Below are 13,785 nucleotides of genomic sequence, written 5' to 3' on the forward strand. Positions count from 1 at the left end.
AGTGAAAGAGAGAGGGAGTTTTAAATAAAATGAAAATTTAATGAGTGTTTTTTGTTCATCCCCTGTTGATTATTAGCCTTAACCAATCGGGCGTTTATTGCCCACAAATAGCGGAATAAAAGATAAAGCAAACAAAAAATAAGACCATCATTTATAAGATGGTCAAGGAAGGGGACAATTTATGTCAATTTAATTAGGGATGGAAGTTGCTTTAAGACACTGGGGAATGTCTTATAAATTAGGGAGGAACAGCTTCGATACATATACTATAAAAGGTGGATGTGACCTCTATGTGAACATAGAGTGAAAGATATGGGGATTTGAAAGATAGTACATATGAAATTGTTATTGCTAGCAATATAGAATTAGGATATAGAGTTTTCCAGCATAAAACGAAAAGGAATCTGAATATAAATAAAAGTTGTAATCTATGAAAAAAAAGATTATGCTCAACTATATTATGAGAATATAAGGTTTGTCCCAATTATTTAAGGGCTTTTAAAAAGCTTTTTATTGTATGAGGGGAAGCTTCACTTTAATAAGGGAGTTAGTGATATGGACGTAACAAAAAAACAAGGGCTGTATAATCGTCTTATACGATTAAACCCACCACAAATATTAGCATTAGGCTTTTTCTGCTTAATTGTGGTTGGTGGTTTGTTATTAAAATTACCATTCGCAACGAAAGTACATATTAGTTGGGTAGATGCTTTCTTTACAGCAACGTCAGCAGCGACCGTAACTGGTTTGGGAGTAGTGGATACAGCAAGTACATTTACGATGTTTGGCGAAATTGTTATTATGTTTTTAATTCAAACAGGTGGTCTAGGCCTTATGACAATTGCCATTTTAATTGTTTGGGTACTAGGTAAAAAAATCGGATTACGCCATCGTTTATTAATTGGAGAAGCATTTAATCAAACAAATATAGGTGGTCTTGTAAAATTAGTAAAGCGTGTCTTTATATTTTCGATTTGTATTGAACTTATTGGGGTCATCTTTTTATCGTTTCGCTTTATTCCAGAGTTTGGTTTTGGAAAAGGTTTATACTATAGTATTTTTCATGTAATTGCATCTTATAATAATGCAGGGTTTGCTTTATGGCCAGATAATTTAACAAGATATGTAGGGGATCCCATTATTAATATTGGGATTTGCTCTTTAATTGTAATTGGTGGACTCGGTTTTACCGTATTAATTGATATATGGTATAGTCGCAGTTTTCGAAAATTATCACTTCACTCAAAAATAATGATTATTGGAACAGTAGTACTAAATGTTATAGCAATGATTGTGATTTTTGTATTGGAATATAATAATGTGAAGACGTTAGGGAATTTATCTTTAAATGAAAAACTATGGGCTTCCTTCTTTCAAGGTATTACTCCGCGGACAGCTGGATTTAATACGGTTGACTATGGAGGTATGGAAGAATCATCTATATTATTTACGATGATTTTAATGTTTATTGGTGCAGGAAGTGTATCAACAGGTGGAGGAATTAAATTAACGACGTTTGTTATCTTAATTACATCTGTCCTTTCTTTCTTTAGAAAAAAGGAGGAAATTGTTTTATTTCAGCGTACAATTAAAATGTCGACAGTAACGAGGGCCTTAGCGATTGCTGTTGCCAGTCAAATACTTATTTTAGCAGCGGTATTCATATTAATGCTTACAGAAAACTTCAGCTTTATTCAATTATTATTTGAGACAATATCAGCGTTTGGCACAGTCGGATTAACGATGGGAATTACTGCAAAGCTATCGGCATTCGGAAAATGTATTATTATGTTTGTTATGTTCTGCGGATTAATTGGACCATTAACACTTGTGTTCTCTTTAGCGCGACCAGCAAAACAAAAAATAAAATATCCATCGGAAGATGTGTTTACAGGATAAGGTATCCCGCGTTAAGCGAGATACCTTTTTCTTTTTTAGAACAGGGAGAACAATAGACCAATAAGTGCTACTCGGAATAAAATTGCGATAAGTGCAGCAATTCCACCGACAACTGCAGCGATACCGCCAGTTACAGTAGCTCCGCGATTATAAGCGTAAATACCGAGTAAAACAGAAACAAGACCAAATAGTGTTGGAAATGTAAATAGCGATAAGATAGATAGCGCAAGAGCGATAAAACCAGCAGTTGATCCAGCAGCGGACGATTTTACAACATCTTTATCGTCTTTATCATCGTAATCATAATCAATGCGTTGTGGTGCAACCTCAGCGGCGTACTCTTCTTTATAGTCACTATAATCACTATCTATTCTATCTCTTTTTTTATAATCATCAAATTTCTCAGTCAAAGTCATGACTCCTTTCATAACAAGGTTCAATAGTAGTATGTATCTCTTTTTCTTTTTTATCCCGCTATTTGTGGGAGTCGAGCTACGTACACATCCCACTGATTAAAGTTTCACTATACCGGAGCATGTACAGGGAGTAGTATCTTTTAAAAGAAGGAAAATGTTTTTTTGAAATAGGAAAAGTTAGTATGACTTCCTCTATTTTGGAAAATATAAAAAGGAATAATGAGGAAAGGGTGCAATACATAATGGAACATCCAATTGAAAATTTAATGAAAACGGCAATGACAAATTTAAAAGAGATGGTAGATGTAAATACAATTGTTGGGAGCCCGGTTTCAACAGCTGACGGAAATGTAGTATTAACGGTATCTCAAGTGGCTTTTGGTTTTGGAGCTGGTGGAAGTGATTTTAAAGGGGATTTCATCACTGAAAAACATAACGGTGGGCAAAATCAGCATAAAGAGAACAAACAACGGCATCCATTTGGAGGAGGAAGCGGGGCTGGGGTTTCCATTAGTCCAGTAGCTTTTTTAGTAGTTGGTTCTAATGGGGTGCAAGTATTACATCTCAACAGCAGTACACATTTAATTGAAAAGGCTTTAAATACTGTACCAAGCACTGTAGATAAATTTGTGAATGGTCGTCAAAAGTGAACTTGCATTTTTTAGGAATTATGATATATTAGAAAAAGTGCGCTTTAGGATGATCGGAATAATTGAAATGTAAATATATATGATGTGTGGAATAAGGGAGAGGAATTTATGATTAATATCAAAAACTTAGTAGTTGGCTTATTTATGTTAGTAAGCGGCTTTGTTGTATATGTAATAAAAGAAAAAGCTCCATTCTAAAACAGACAAACCGTTAATGTCTGTTTTTAATTTGCGGAAAAAAGTTGACAAGTTATTGTATTGGTGTTAAAATTTTAATTCGTGTCTCGGTTACAGCTAGTGTAAAGTAAATATCTCTTATGAATGCAATACGAAAAGTTTGCGAAAGATCGGGTAATTTTATCAACAACTTTTGTGAACAAACCCTATAAATTGTATTTGTAAGCTATATATGTATACTAGTGAATCAAGGAGCGGTCAGTGGAACCGTAATGATGAGAGAGAGGTAGGGCTTTCATCCAGTATATGTTACTTTCCCGTTAGGTGAATATAAAAAAGAGGACTCCTTTTAAAAGGAGTCCTCTTTCATTTTTTAAGTGCGACTTTCAACTTGTTGACAAATTTCATCCGTTGTTAAACCGTGAGCTGTAATGACTGATCCTTTAATTGATGTATCTGCAATGCCCATCACATTAGAATCTTGCCCAGTTACAATGCAACAATCACACCCTTGTGCATCCTGTTCTGAGTTAAGTGTAACAACTTCATGACCTTGTTGTTGAAGAGCTTGTTGAACGTCTGTTAATGAGTTTTCAACGCCAATTCTAGCCATAATTATCACCTCCTACCATCTAATTGCTAGTATGCTCAAGTTCACTGCATATATTTATGAAAAGACGGTAGGAAGTAAATCTTTGTTTAGTCGTTATATACGCCAGTAAGCATTTGACTAACGAATTGATCGTTTAATGTATCTTGTGCTGAAGAAGTATTTGAATGGATGTCGATTGAAGCAATAAAATGATTATGTTCTTTCGTATTTGGTTCTACCTCTACGTAATTATCGAATTTACAAAAACCTTTCGTATCCATTAGATCAAATAATTGCAGCATTTCTACTACCTCTTGTCTCGTTCCTTTAATTTGTACACACGCCATATTTATTTCCTCCTTTATTTTGACAAATTGTTTTTTAAAAATAGGATTATGATTACGAAATGAAAAATATGAATGTTATTTTTAGACAGCGCTATTTTTGTTATTTTCCCCCTTTTTCAGCAAAAGTCGTTATATATTCCCAGATTTATAAAATAGGACGTCCGTTTATTGAATACAATAGATTCGTATCAATTGATGAAAATCCTTCTTTTAAACAAATATTTTTTTTAGTGGAAATTGGCGAAAAAATTTTTGACTTTTTTGTAAACGTTAACAATGTTGTTAAATCAGTATAAGTAAAGAAGTACGTACGAATAAAAATTATAAATTTTCTAAAAATTCACTTGATTTATTTAGAAAGGAGAGTAAACTAGGAAACAATAAAAAATTCATAGAACATAGGAGGCGCTTCTAGTGAATGAGCAATGGATTTTCTTAAATGGAGAATTTGTTCCAAAAGATGAGGCAAAAGTTTCAGTATATGATCATGGCTATTTATATGGCGATGGAGTGTTTGAAGGAATTAGAGTTTATAGCGGTAATGTTTTCCGTTTGAGAGAGCATCTTGTCCGGCTGTATGAATCAGCAAAATCAATCCTTTTAGAAATTCCATATTCATTAGATGAAGTAACAAATATTGTTGTTGAGACGATTCGACAAAATAAATTATCTAATGGATACATTCGCCTTGTTGTATCAAGAGGAGCAGGAAATCTTGGATTGGATCCCGATTCATGTAAGAAGCCGAATGTAGTAGTAATTGCAGAACAATTATCTTTATTCCCACAAGAATATTATGAGAAAGGGATTCCAGTTGTAACAGTTGCAACGCGCCGAAATCGTCCCGATGTTTTATCCCCTCAAGTAAAATCTTTAAATTACTTAAACAATATTTTAGTTCGTATTGAAGCGAAATTAGCTGGAGTACAAGAAGCACTTATGTTAAATGATCAAGGATATGTAGCTGAAGGATCAGGAGATAACGTGTTTATTGTTAAAGGAAATAAATTAATTACACCACCAAGTTCTGCTGGAGCGTTAGAAGGTATTACACGAAACGCCATTTTAGAAATCGGCGAAAAACTTGGGTATGACGTAAGAGAAGAGTTATTTACAAGACATGATGTATATGTAGCTGATGAAGTGTTTTTAACAGGAACAGCTGCTGAAGTGATTGCTGTTACGACAGTAGATGGTAGAACGATTGGCTTAGGGCAAACAGGTCCACATACGAACCGTTTATTAAAAGAGTTTCGTAAGTTAGTTGTAGAAGATGGAGAGAAAATTTACGAAGAAAATAAAGTTGGATAACAACTTTTTTAACATAAGAAAGCGTTGATAGGGAGGAGTAGTTGATTGTGAAGCCTCACAGAGAGTCGGTGGTTGCTGAAAACCGATGGTTCACGTCGACGAACATCGCCCTTGAGTGCTAAGCTAAAGCATTTGTCTAGGCTTAGACGGTAGCTCCGTTATTAGCTAGATCCATTTATGGATCACTGAGGCAAGAGTATTCTTGCGAAGAAGGGTGGTACCGCGAAATCTTTCGTCCCTTCAGCACATAGCTGGAGTGTGGACGTAGGATTTTTTTATTGTATAAAAGTTTGAAAAAGGGGGCTTATAAGAACAATGTCTTCAAAAACGGAAGAGAAACTGGCAACTGGTGCACAGCTATTGTTAGAAGCGCTAGAAAAGGAAGGCGTAGAAGTGATTTTCGGTTATCCGGGTGGTGCCGTTTTACCTCTCTATGATGCATTGTATGATTGTGAAATTCCGCATATTTTAACAAGGCATGAGCAAGGGGCAATTCACGCTGCTGAAGGGTATGCCAGAATTACAGGGCATCCAGGGGTTGTAATTGCAACGAGTGGGCCAGGTGCTACAAATGTAATTACGGGTCTAGCTGATGCGATGATTGATTCATTGCCACTTGTAGTATTTACAGGCCAAGTAGCAACAACGTTAATTGGGAGCGATGCTTTTCAAGAGGCAGATATTATGGGACTTACGATGCCAGTGACAAAACATAACTATCAAGTACGAAAGGCCTCAGATTTACCTCGAATTATTAAAGAAGCATTTCATATTGCTAAAACTGGAAGACCAGGACCAGTCGTTATTGACCTTCCGAAAGATATGGTAGTCGAGAAAGGTGAGCAATGTAGCAATGTACAAATGGATTTACCGGGATATAACCCTAATTATGAACCGAATCTACTTCAAATAAACAAATTACTCAAAGTAATTGAAACTGCAAAAAAACCGTTAATTTTAGCTGGAGCGGGTATATTGCATGCGAAAGCTTCGAAAGAATTGACAAATTTTGCTCGTAAATATGAAATCCCTGTTGTGCATACATTACTTGGTCTTGGTGGTTTTCCACCAGATGATGAACTATTTCTAGGGATGGGAGGAATGCATGGTTCTTATACAGCCAATATGGCGTTATATGAATGTGACTTACTCATTAATATAGGCGCGAGATTTGATGATCGGCTTACAGGGAATTTAGCTTATTTTGCTAAAGGGGCTACTGTTGCGCATATCGATATCGATCCAGCAGAAATCGGGAAAAATGTGCCAACTGAAATTCCTATTGTTGCAAGTGCTAAGCGGGCATTGGAAGTATTACTTGAACCAGAAGGGGGAAAAGAAAATCATCATGAATGGATCACTTTATTAAAGGGGAGAAAAGAACAATATCCATTCTCTTATAAAAGAAATTCTGAAAGTATTAAGCCCCAATACGCAATTGATATGTTATATGAAATTACGAAGGGAGAAGCGATTGTAACAACAGACGTTGGGCAACACCAAATGTGGGCAGCCCAATATTATCCGCTGAAAAATCCAGATAAATGGGTAACTTCTGGTGGATTAGGAACGATGGGGTTTGGATTTCCAGCAGCAATCGGTGCGCAAATTGCAAAGCCTGAAGAATTAGTTATTGCAATTGTTGGTGATGCTGGGTTTCAAATGACTCTACAAGAATTAAGTGTATTAAAAGAACACGCTTTACCCGTTAAAGTATTTATTTTAAATAATGAAGCTTTAGGAATGGTAAGACAATGGCAAGATGAATTTTACAATCAAAGATATTCACATTCTTTATTACCATGCCAACCAGATTTCGTCGCTCTTGCGAATGCATATGGCATAAAAGGTGTTCGTATTGACGATCCACTTCTTGCAAAGAAGCAAATCCAGCATGCTATTGAATTACAAGAGCCAGTCGTAATTGATTGTCGTGTACTTCAATCAGAGAAGGTTATGCCGATGGTTGCGCCAGGAAAAGGTGTTCACCAAATGGAGGGAGTGGAAAAAGGGTGAAGAGAATTGTTACAGCGACAGTTCGAAATCAAAGTGGTGTTTTAAACAGAATTACAGGGGTTATGACACGAAGACATTTTAATATTGAAAGTATTTCAGTAGGTCATACAGAATCATCAGATATATCACGAATGACGATTGTTGTACACGTTGAAAGTGAACAGCAAGTGGAGCAGTTAATTAAACAACTGCATAAGCAAATTGATGTACTGAAAGTATCAGATATTACAGAAGAAGCGATGATTGCTAGAGAGCTTGCTCTTATTAAAGTAGCAACTTCTGTAGCGAGGGCAGAATTATATAGTTTAATTGAACCGTTTCGAGCCGCTGTAATAGATGTTGGGAAGGATTCCATAGTTGTGCAAGTAACAGGTACGCAAGATAAAGTAGAAGCGTTAATTGAATTACTTCGTCCATACGGTTTGAAAGAAATTGCTAGAACAGGTGTAACAGCATTTACACGTAGTATGAAAAAACAAGATAAGCAAGTTATGTTAATTCAATAATCATTTAAATATAGGGGGAAATGAAAATGGCAAAAGTTTATTATGAGAAAGATGTAACAGTAAATGTATTAAAGGAAAAGAAAGTAGCAATCATCGGATATGGCTCGCAAGGTCATGCACATGCGCAAAATTTACGTGATAACGGATTTGATGTAGTAGTAGGTTTAAGAAAAGGTAAGTCTTGGAATAAAGCGAATGAAGATGGATTTTCTGTATATACAGTAGCAGAAGCAGCGAAAAAAGCTGATGTAGTAATGATTCTACTGCCTGATGAATTACAACCAGAAGTATATGAAGCTGAAATTGCACCAAATTTACAGGCTGGAAACTCTCTCGTGTTCGCACATGGATTTAATGTTCACTTTGATCAAGTAAAACCACCAGCTAATGTAGATGTATTTCTAGTAGCGCCAAAAGGACCGGGGCATCTCGTACGCCGTACGTTCGCCGAGGGCGGGGCTGTTCCTGCATTATTTGCAGTATATCAAGATGCAACAGGAGTTGCGACTGAAAAAGCACTTTCTTATGCTGACGGAATTGGAGCAACGAGAGCTGGTGTACTAGAAACGACGTTTAAAGAAGAAACAGAAACAGATTTATTTGGAGAGCAAGCTGTACTCTGCGGCGGAGTGACTGCACTTGTAAAAGCAGGGTTTGAAACGTTAGTTGATGCAGGATATCAGCCTGAACTTGCATATTTTGAATGTTTACATGAACTGAAGCTAATCGTTGACCTTATGTACGAAGGTGGACTTGAAAATATGAGATATTCAGTTTCAGATACAGCGCAGTGGGGAGACTTCGTATCAGGACCACGCGTTGTTACTGAAGATACGAAGAAAGCGATGGGGGCAGTATTAGCAGAAATTCAAGATGGTACATTTGCAAGAGGCTGGATTGCAGAGCATAAAGCAGGAAGACCAAATTTCCATGCGACAAATGAGAAAGAGAATAAACATGAAATCGAAGTAGTTGGACGTAAATTACGTGAAATGATGCCTTTCGTACAGCCGCGAGTAAAGGTAGGGGTTAAATAATATGAAGCAGGTTTTGTTCATGGATACAACGCTTCGTGATGGCGAACAATCACCAGGAGTAAATTTAAATGAACAAGAGAAATTACAAATTGCTAGGCAATTAGAGAGGCTTGGTATTCATGTAATGGAAGCTGGATTCGCGGCAGCTTCCGAAGGTGACTTTCAATCGGTAAAACGTATTGCGAATACAATTCAAAATGCTACGGTTATGAGTTTAGCTAGAGCGAAAGAAAGTGACATTCGAAGAGCATATGAAGCTGTGAAAGGTGCTGTATCTCCTCGTCTACACGTATTTTTAGCTACGAGTGATATTCATATGAAATATAAACTTTGTATGTCAAAAGAAGATGTGTTAAATAGTATTCATCGCTCGGTTACGCTTGGAAAATCATTATTTCCGACAGTACAATTTTCTGCAGAAGATGCGACAAGAACATCGAGAGCATTTTTAGCTGAAGCAGTAGAAATTGCAATTCGAGCAGGAGCGAATGTAATTAATATTCCGGATACAGTTGGATATACGAATCCAGAAGAGTATTATTCTCTTTTTAAATACTTACAAGAATCCGTTCCATCATATGAAAAAGCGATTTTTTCTTGTCATTGTCACGATGATCTTGGTATGGCAGTAGCAAATTCGTTAGCTGCGGTTGAAGGAGGAGCATTGCAAGTAGAAGGAACGATTAATGGCATTGGAGAAAGAGCAGGGAATGCAGCGTTAGAAGAAGTTGCGGTAGCTCTTCATATTAGAAAAGATTTTTATAAAGCAGAGCCTTCAATGACTTTAAAAGAAATTAAGGCGACGAGTATATTAGTAAGCAGGTTAACGGGTATGGTTGTACCGAAAAATAAAGCAATCGTTGGAGCGAATGCATTTGCTCATGAATCGGGCATTCACCAAGACGGGGTTTTAAAAGAAGTAACAACTTATGAAATTATCGAACCAGCGCTTATAGGAGAATCTCAAAATCTCTTTGTACTTGGGAAACATTCTGGCCGTCATGCGTTTACGGAAAAAATGAAAGAGCTTGGTTATGAATTTACAAATGAAGAGCGAGATGCGGCATTCGAAGCATTTAAAAAATTGGCTGATCGTAAAAAGGAAATTACTGAAGAAGATTTACGCGCACTTATGCTTGGTGAAGCAGCATTTGCAGCTCAGCAATATAACATTACGCAATTACAAGTGCATTTCGTATCAAATAGTACACAATGCGCAACAGTTGTGCTGAAGGATGAGGAAGGAAATGTATATGAAGATGCAGCCACTGGTTCTGGTAGTATTGAAGCGATATACAATGCGATTCAAAGAATTTTAGGATTAGAATGTGAATTGGCAGATTATCGCATACAATCTATTACACAAGGTCAAGATGCACTTGCTCACGTTCATGTTGAATTAAAAGAAGGTAGTCACCAAATATCAGGTTTCGGAGTTGCGCAAGACGTATTGGAAGCGTCGGCGAGAGCTTATGTCCATGCAGCAGGGAAATTAAAATCTCTTATAGCGCTTGTGAAATAAATATTTGATAGGTGAGAGAAGCTTTCCTCACCTATTAAATTAAAGTTCTGAAAATTCAGTTAAAAGGAGTGTTAAAAATGGAAAAACGTATCGTTTGTTTAGCTGGTGATGGTGTTGGTCCAGAAGTAATGGAAAGTGCGAAGGAAGTATTGCATATGGTAGAAAGGCTATATGGACATCATTTTCATTTGCAAGATGAGTACTTTGGTGGTGTTGCTATCGATTTAACTGGGCAACCATTACCACAGCGAACACTTGCCGCCTGTTTAGCGAGTGATGCGGTTTTACTTGGAGCAGTAGGTGGACCAAGGTGGGATAGTGCGAAAGAAAGGCCTGAGAAAGGATTATTAGCATTAAGAAAAGGACTTGGTGTATTTGCGAATGTTCGCCCTGTAACGGTAGAAAGTGCAACTGCACATTTATCACCATTAAAAAACGCTGATGAAATTGATTTCGTTGTCGTTCGTGAATTAACAGGCGGAATTTATTTTTCTTATCCGAAAGAGCGAACGGAAGAAGTGGCGACAGATACACTTACGTATCATCGCCATGAAATTGAACGTATCGTTTCGTATGCTTTTCAATTAGCGAATAAGCGGAAGAAAAAAGTAACATCTATTGATAAAGCGAATGTTTTAGAGTCTAGTAAATTATGGAGAACTGTGACAGAAGAAGTAGCACTTCGCTACCCAAATGTGGAAGTAGAACACATTTTAGTAGATGCAGCAGCTATGGAATTAATTCGGAATCCAGGAAGATTTGACGTTATTGTAACGGAAAATTTATTTGGTGATATTTTAAGTGATGAGGCTTCAGTATTAGCTGGATCATTAGGAATGCTTCCATCAGCAAGTCACGCTGAAAAGGGGCCTTCATTATACGAGCCTATTCACGGATCAGCACCGGATATTGCGGGGAAAAATAAGGCGAATCCAATTGCGATGATGCGTTCTGTTGCAATGATGCTTGGGCAATCGTTCGGATTAACGAGAGAAGGATATTCAATTGAAGAAGCAGTTTCTGCAGTCCTTAAATCAGGAAAATGTACAGCAGATATCGGGGGGACTGAAACGACAACTTCATTTACAAAGGCAGTTATTCAAGAAATGGAAGAGCAAGCGTTAGTAGGGAGAGGAAGATAATGGGGAAAAGGTTACTAGATAAGCTTTGGGAAAGACATGTAGTTGCGACTAATGAAAATGGATTGGATTTATTATATATCGATCTACATCTTGTTCATGAAGTAACGTCACCGCAAGCCTTTGAAGGCTTGCGGCTTACAAATCGAACAGTCCGCAGACCAGATTTAACATTTGCAACGATGGATCATAATATTCCAACGAAAGATGTTTGGAATATTACCGACCGCATTGCGAAGCAGCAACTAGATACACTTCGGGAAAACTGTAAACAATTTCAGGTGCCATTAGCGGATATCGGAGATGAAGAGCAAGGGATCGTTCATGTAATAGGACCAGAACTTGGACTCACACAGCCAGGAAAAACGATTGTTTGTGGTGATAGTCATACAGCAACACACGGTGCTTTTGGCGCACTAGCGTTTGGTATTGGTACGAGTGAAGTGGAACATGTATTGGCGACGCAAACGTTATGGCAACGAAAGCCGAAAGCAATGGGCATTGAGTTAAAAGGAAAGTTACCGCAAGGTGTTTATGCGAAAGATATTATTTTACACCTTCTTTCAAAGTACGGAGTAGCAGTTGGAACAGGTTACGTAATGGAATTTTACGGAGAGGCCATTCATGCTATGGATATGGAAGAGAGGATGACGCTTTGCAATATGGCAATTGAAGGGGGAGCAAAGGCTGGCATTATTGCACCAGATGAAAAAACGGTTGCTTACGTAAAAGGGCGTAAATATGCACCGAAAGACTATGAATCTATTAAGAAAAAATGGTCAGAACTTTATACAGATTTAGATGCAGTTTATGATTTACATATTCTAGTAGATGTTACGGATTTAGCGCCGTACGTTACGTGGGGAACAAATCCTAGTATGGGCGTTCGGATCGATGAGAAATTGCCAGAAAAGCATGATGAAAATGACGAAAGAGCGTTTTCTTATATGGGATTGAGTCCCGGACAAAGTACGTATGACATTCCAGTTCAACATGTTTTCATTGGATCTTGTACAAATTCCAGGCTTTCTGACTTAGAAATTGCTGCATCTGTCGTGAAAGGTAAAAAAGTAAAAGAAGGTGTGCGAGCACTTGTTGTACCTGGATCTCAAAGGGTAAGAGAAGCAGCGATGCATAAAGGATTACATCGCATATTTGAAGAAGCTGGATTTGAATGGAGAGAGCCCGGATGCTCAATGTGTCTAGGTATGAATCCAGATCAAGTGCCTGAAGGGGAACATTGTGCCTCTACGTCAAATCGCAATTTTGAAGGAAGACAAGGAAAGGGAGCACGAACGCATTTAGTTAGCCCGGCAATGGCGGCAGCGGCTGCGTTATATGGTCATTTTGTTGATATTAGAAAGGAGAGTTATGATGGAGCCATTTCGTATTCATAAAGGTACTGCCGCAGTACTGATGAATGATAACATTGATACAGATCAAATTATTCCGAAGCAATATTTAAAGAGAATTGAAAGAACTGGGTTTGGGAAGTTTTTATTTGATGAGTGGCGATATGATAATAATCGCCAAGAAAACCCTAATTTCCCGCTTAATGCACAAGAAAGAAAAGGAGCCAGTATATTAATCACAGGTGATAATTTTGGATGTGGCTCGTCAAGAGAACATGCTCCATGGGCGCTTGCTGATTATGGTTTCCGCGTTATTATCGCTGGAGGATTTGCCGATATCTTTTATATGAATTGTATGAAGAATGGCATGTTACCGATTGTAATGGATAAAGATATGCGTGAACAACTTGCTAAAACAGATGCGAGGGAACAAATTACAGTTGATTTAGAAAATGAAATAATGACAACGAATACGCATAGATTCCATTTTACAATCGAGAAAATGTGGAAAGAGAAGTTATTAAATGGTTTAGATGAAATTAGTATTACAATGCAATATGAACAAGAAATAAAAGAGTATGAAAGAAAAGTGGCTTTACATTAAAAAAGTGACGGAATATTAAAAATGTATTTACATTCAAAATTAACTGTTATATACTATGTGAAAATCAGAGGAGAAAGGGAGTAAGTATTATGAATATCGTGCAATCTATTACAATGCTTACACAACTACATCATCATACATGAAACCCTTGAACCTAGCGTGAAAACGTGTAGGTACAAGGGTTATTCCCGTTGTACCTACACTCTACTGAAGAGCC

General features: G+C 37.3%; 15 protein-coding genes and 1 other annotated feature. Of the genes, 12 read left to right on the forward strand and 3 right to left on the reverse strand.

Annotated features, from left to right (window positions below; genetic code table 11):
- Positions 1 to 555 precede the first annotated feature (555 nt).
- Positions 556 to 1,899, forward strand: a complete 1,344-nt coding sequence (locus HMPREF2590_RS16350) for a TrkH family potassium uptake protein (RefSeq protein WP_000383526.1) — start codon at positions 556 to 558, stop codon at positions 1,897 to 1,899.
- Positions 1,900 to 1,934: 35 nt separating this feature from the next.
- Here HMPREF2590_RS16350 and HMPREF2590_RS16355 read toward each other — a convergent pair whose 3' ends face one another.
- Positions 1,935 to 2,309, reverse strand: a complete 375-nt coding sequence (locus tag HMPREF2590_RS16355) for a hypothetical protein (protein ID WP_000136535.1) — start codon at positions 2,307 to 2,309, stop codon at positions 1,935 to 1,937.
- A gap of 188 nt (positions 2,310 to 2,497) precedes the next feature.
- On the opposite strand from HMPREF2590_RS16355, the gene ytfJ reads away from it, so the two are divergent.
- Together ytfJ and HMPREF2590_RS16365 are read left to right on the forward strand one after the other, a co-directional pair.
- Complete coding sequence (ytfJ, locus tag HMPREF2590_RS16360; RefSeq protein ID WP_001986234.1) at positions 2,498 to 2,965, forward strand: GerW family sporulation protein; 468 nt, start codon at positions 2,498 to 2,500, stop codon at positions 2,963 to 2,965.
- A gap of 108 nt (positions 2,966 to 3,073) precedes the next feature.
- Entirely contained in the window at positions 3,074 to 3,163 is a 90-nt protein-coding gene (locus HMPREF2590_RS16365) for a hypothetical protein (protein WP_000608227.1), read from the forward strand.
- 352 nt (positions 3,164 to 3,515) lie between these two features.
- Here the strand turns inward: HMPREF2590_RS16365 and HMPREF2590_RS16375 are convergent, their stop codons facing one another.
- Together HMPREF2590_RS16375 and HMPREF2590_RS16380 are read right to left on the reverse strand one after the other, a co-directional pair.
- Complete coding sequence (locus HMPREF2590_RS16375) at positions 3,516 to 3,755, reverse strand: YkuS family protein (protein WP_000101017.1); 240 nt, start codon at positions 3,753 to 3,755, stop codon at positions 3,516 to 3,518.
- Between the two features lie 86 nt (positions 3,756 to 3,841).
- On the reverse strand, positions 3,842 to 4,081 hold the full coding sequence (locus HMPREF2590_RS16380; protein WP_000752512.1) for a DUF3911 family protein: 240 nt from the start codon (positions 4,079 to 4,081) through the stop codon (positions 3,842 to 3,844).
- A gap of 59 nt (positions 4,082 to 4,140) precedes the next feature.
- On the opposite strand from HMPREF2590_RS16380, the gene HMPREF2590_RS16385 reads away from it, so the two are divergent.
- The 9 genes from HMPREF2590_RS16385 (at position 4,141) to leuD (ending at position 13,568) form a co-directional block, all read left to right on the forward strand.
- On the forward strand, positions 4,141 to 4,377 hold the full coding sequence (locus HMPREF2590_RS16385) for a hypothetical protein (RefSeq protein ID WP_000794204.1): 237 nt from the start codon (positions 4,141 to 4,143) through the stop codon (positions 4,375 to 4,377).
- A 118-nt stretch (positions 4,378 to 4,495) separates the two neighbouring features.
- Positions 4,496 to 5,392, forward strand: coding sequence for a branched-chain-amino-acid transaminase (gene ilvE / locus HMPREF2590_RS16390; protein WP_001005487.1), 897 nt, complete (start codon positions 4,496 to 4,498; stop codon positions 5,390 to 5,392).
- A gap of 15 nt (positions 5,393 to 5,407) precedes the next feature.
- Positions 5,408 to 5,635: a binding site (T-box leader), on the forward strand.
- 72 nt (positions 5,636 to 5,707) lie between these two features.
- Complete coding sequence (gene ilvB / locus HMPREF2590_RS16395) at positions 5,708 to 7,408, forward strand: acetolactate synthase large subunit (protein ID WP_000095832.1); 1,701 nt, start codon at positions 5,708 to 5,710, stop codon at positions 7,406 to 7,408.
- Positions 7,405 to 7,914: an acetolactate synthase small subunit gene (gene ilvN / locus HMPREF2590_RS16400; protein ID WP_000822952.1), complete on the forward strand. Its 510-nt coding sequence runs from the start codon at positions 7,405 to 7,407 to the stop codon at positions 7,912 to 7,914. The genes ilvB and ilvN overlap by 4 nt, the downstream gene beginning before the upstream one ends.
- A gap of 26 nt (positions 7,915 to 7,940) precedes the next feature.
- Positions 7,941 to 8,951: a ketol-acid reductoisomerase gene (gene ilvC, locus HMPREF2590_RS16405; RefSeq protein ID WP_001151749.1), complete on the forward strand. Its 1,011-nt coding sequence runs from the start codon at positions 7,941 to 7,943 to the stop codon at positions 8,949 to 8,951.
- Between the two features lies 1 nt (position 8,952).
- The gene (gene leuA / locus HMPREF2590_RS16410; protein WP_000815753.1) at positions 8,953 to 10,473 is read left to right on the forward strand and encodes a 2-isopropylmalate synthase; all 1,521 of its coding nucleotides are present in this window, start codon (positions 8,953 to 8,955) and stop codon (positions 10,471 to 10,473) included.
- A 77-nt stretch (positions 10,474 to 10,550) separates the two neighbouring features.
- Positions 10,551 to 11,615 carry a 3-isopropylmalate dehydrogenase gene (gene leuB, locus HMPREF2590_RS16415; RefSeq protein ID WP_000415386.1) on the forward strand — a complete coding sequence of 355 codons (1,065 nt, stop codon included), beginning with the start codon at positions 10,551 to 10,553 and terminating at the stop codon, positions 11,613 to 11,615.
- Entirely contained in the window at positions 11,615 to 13,009 is a 1,395-nt protein-coding gene (gene leuC / locus HMPREF2590_RS16420; RefSeq protein ID WP_070861471.1) for a 3-isopropylmalate dehydratase large subunit, read from the forward strand. The genes leuB and leuC overlap by 1 nt, the downstream gene beginning before the upstream one ends.
- Positions 12,987 to 13,568 (forward strand): 3-isopropylmalate dehydratase small subunit, encoded by a 582-nt coding sequence (gene leuD / locus HMPREF2590_RS16425; protein ID WP_000433189.1) that lies wholly within the window; start codon positions 12,987 to 12,989, stop codon positions 13,566 to 13,568. The genes leuC and leuD overlap by 23 nt, the downstream gene beginning before the upstream one ends.
- The last annotated feature ends 217 nt before the right edge of the window (positions 13,569 to 13,785 follow it).

This window comes from Bacillus sp. HMSC036E02 (assembly GCF_001836235.1).
In the GTDB taxonomy this organism is placed as follows: domain Bacteria; phylum Bacillota; class Bacilli; order Bacillales; family Bacillaceae_G; genus Bacillus_A; species Bacillus_A cereus.

Bases quoted from the DNA above. Each gene is read 5' to 3' on its own strand.
- ytfJ (WP_001986234.1), top strand. From the start codon at position 2,498: ATGACTTCCTCTATTTTGGAAAATATAAAAAGGAATAATGAGGAAAGG.
- leuB (WP_000415386.1), top strand. From the start codon at position 10,551: ATGGAAAAACGTATCGTTTGTTTAGCTGGTGATGGTGTTGGTCCAGAA.
- HMPREF2590_RS16385 (WP_000794204.1), top strand. From the start codon at position 4,141: ATGAAAAATATGAATGTTATTTTTAGACAGCGCTATTTTTGTTATTTT.
- leuA (WP_000815753.1), top strand. From the start codon at position 8,953: ATGAAGCAGGTTTTGTTCATGGATACAACGCTTCGTGATGGCGAACAA.
- HMPREF2590_RS16365 (WP_000608227.1), top strand. From the start codon at position 3,074: ATGATTAATATCAAAAACTTAGTAGTTGGCTTATTTATGTTAGTAAGC.
- HMPREF2590_RS16380 (WP_000752512.1), bottom strand. From the start codon at position 4,081: ATGGCGTGTGTACAAATTAAAGGAACGAGACAAGAGGTAGTAGAAATG.
- leuD (WP_000433189.1), top strand. From the start codon at position 12,987: ATGGAGCCATTTCGTATTCATAAAGGTACTGCCGCAGTACTGATGAAT.
- ilvC (WP_001151749.1), top strand. From the start codon at position 7,941: ATGGCAAAAGTTTATTATGAGAAAGATGTAACAGTAAATGTATTAAAG.
- HMPREF2590_RS16350 (WP_000383526.1), top strand. From the start codon at position 556: ATGGACGTAACAAAAAAACAAGGGCTGTATAATCGTCTTATACGATTA.
- ilvB (WP_000095832.1), top strand. From the start codon at position 5,708: ATGTCTTCAAAAACGGAAGAGAAACTGGCAACTGGTGCACAGCTATTG.
- HMPREF2590_RS16375 (WP_000101017.1), bottom strand. From the start codon at position 3,755: ATGGCTAGAATTGGCGTTGAAAACTCATTAACAGACGTTCAACAAGCT.
- leuC (WP_070861471.1), top strand. From the start codon at position 11,615: ATGGGGAAAAGGTTACTAGATAAGCTTTGGGAAAGACATGTAGTTGCG.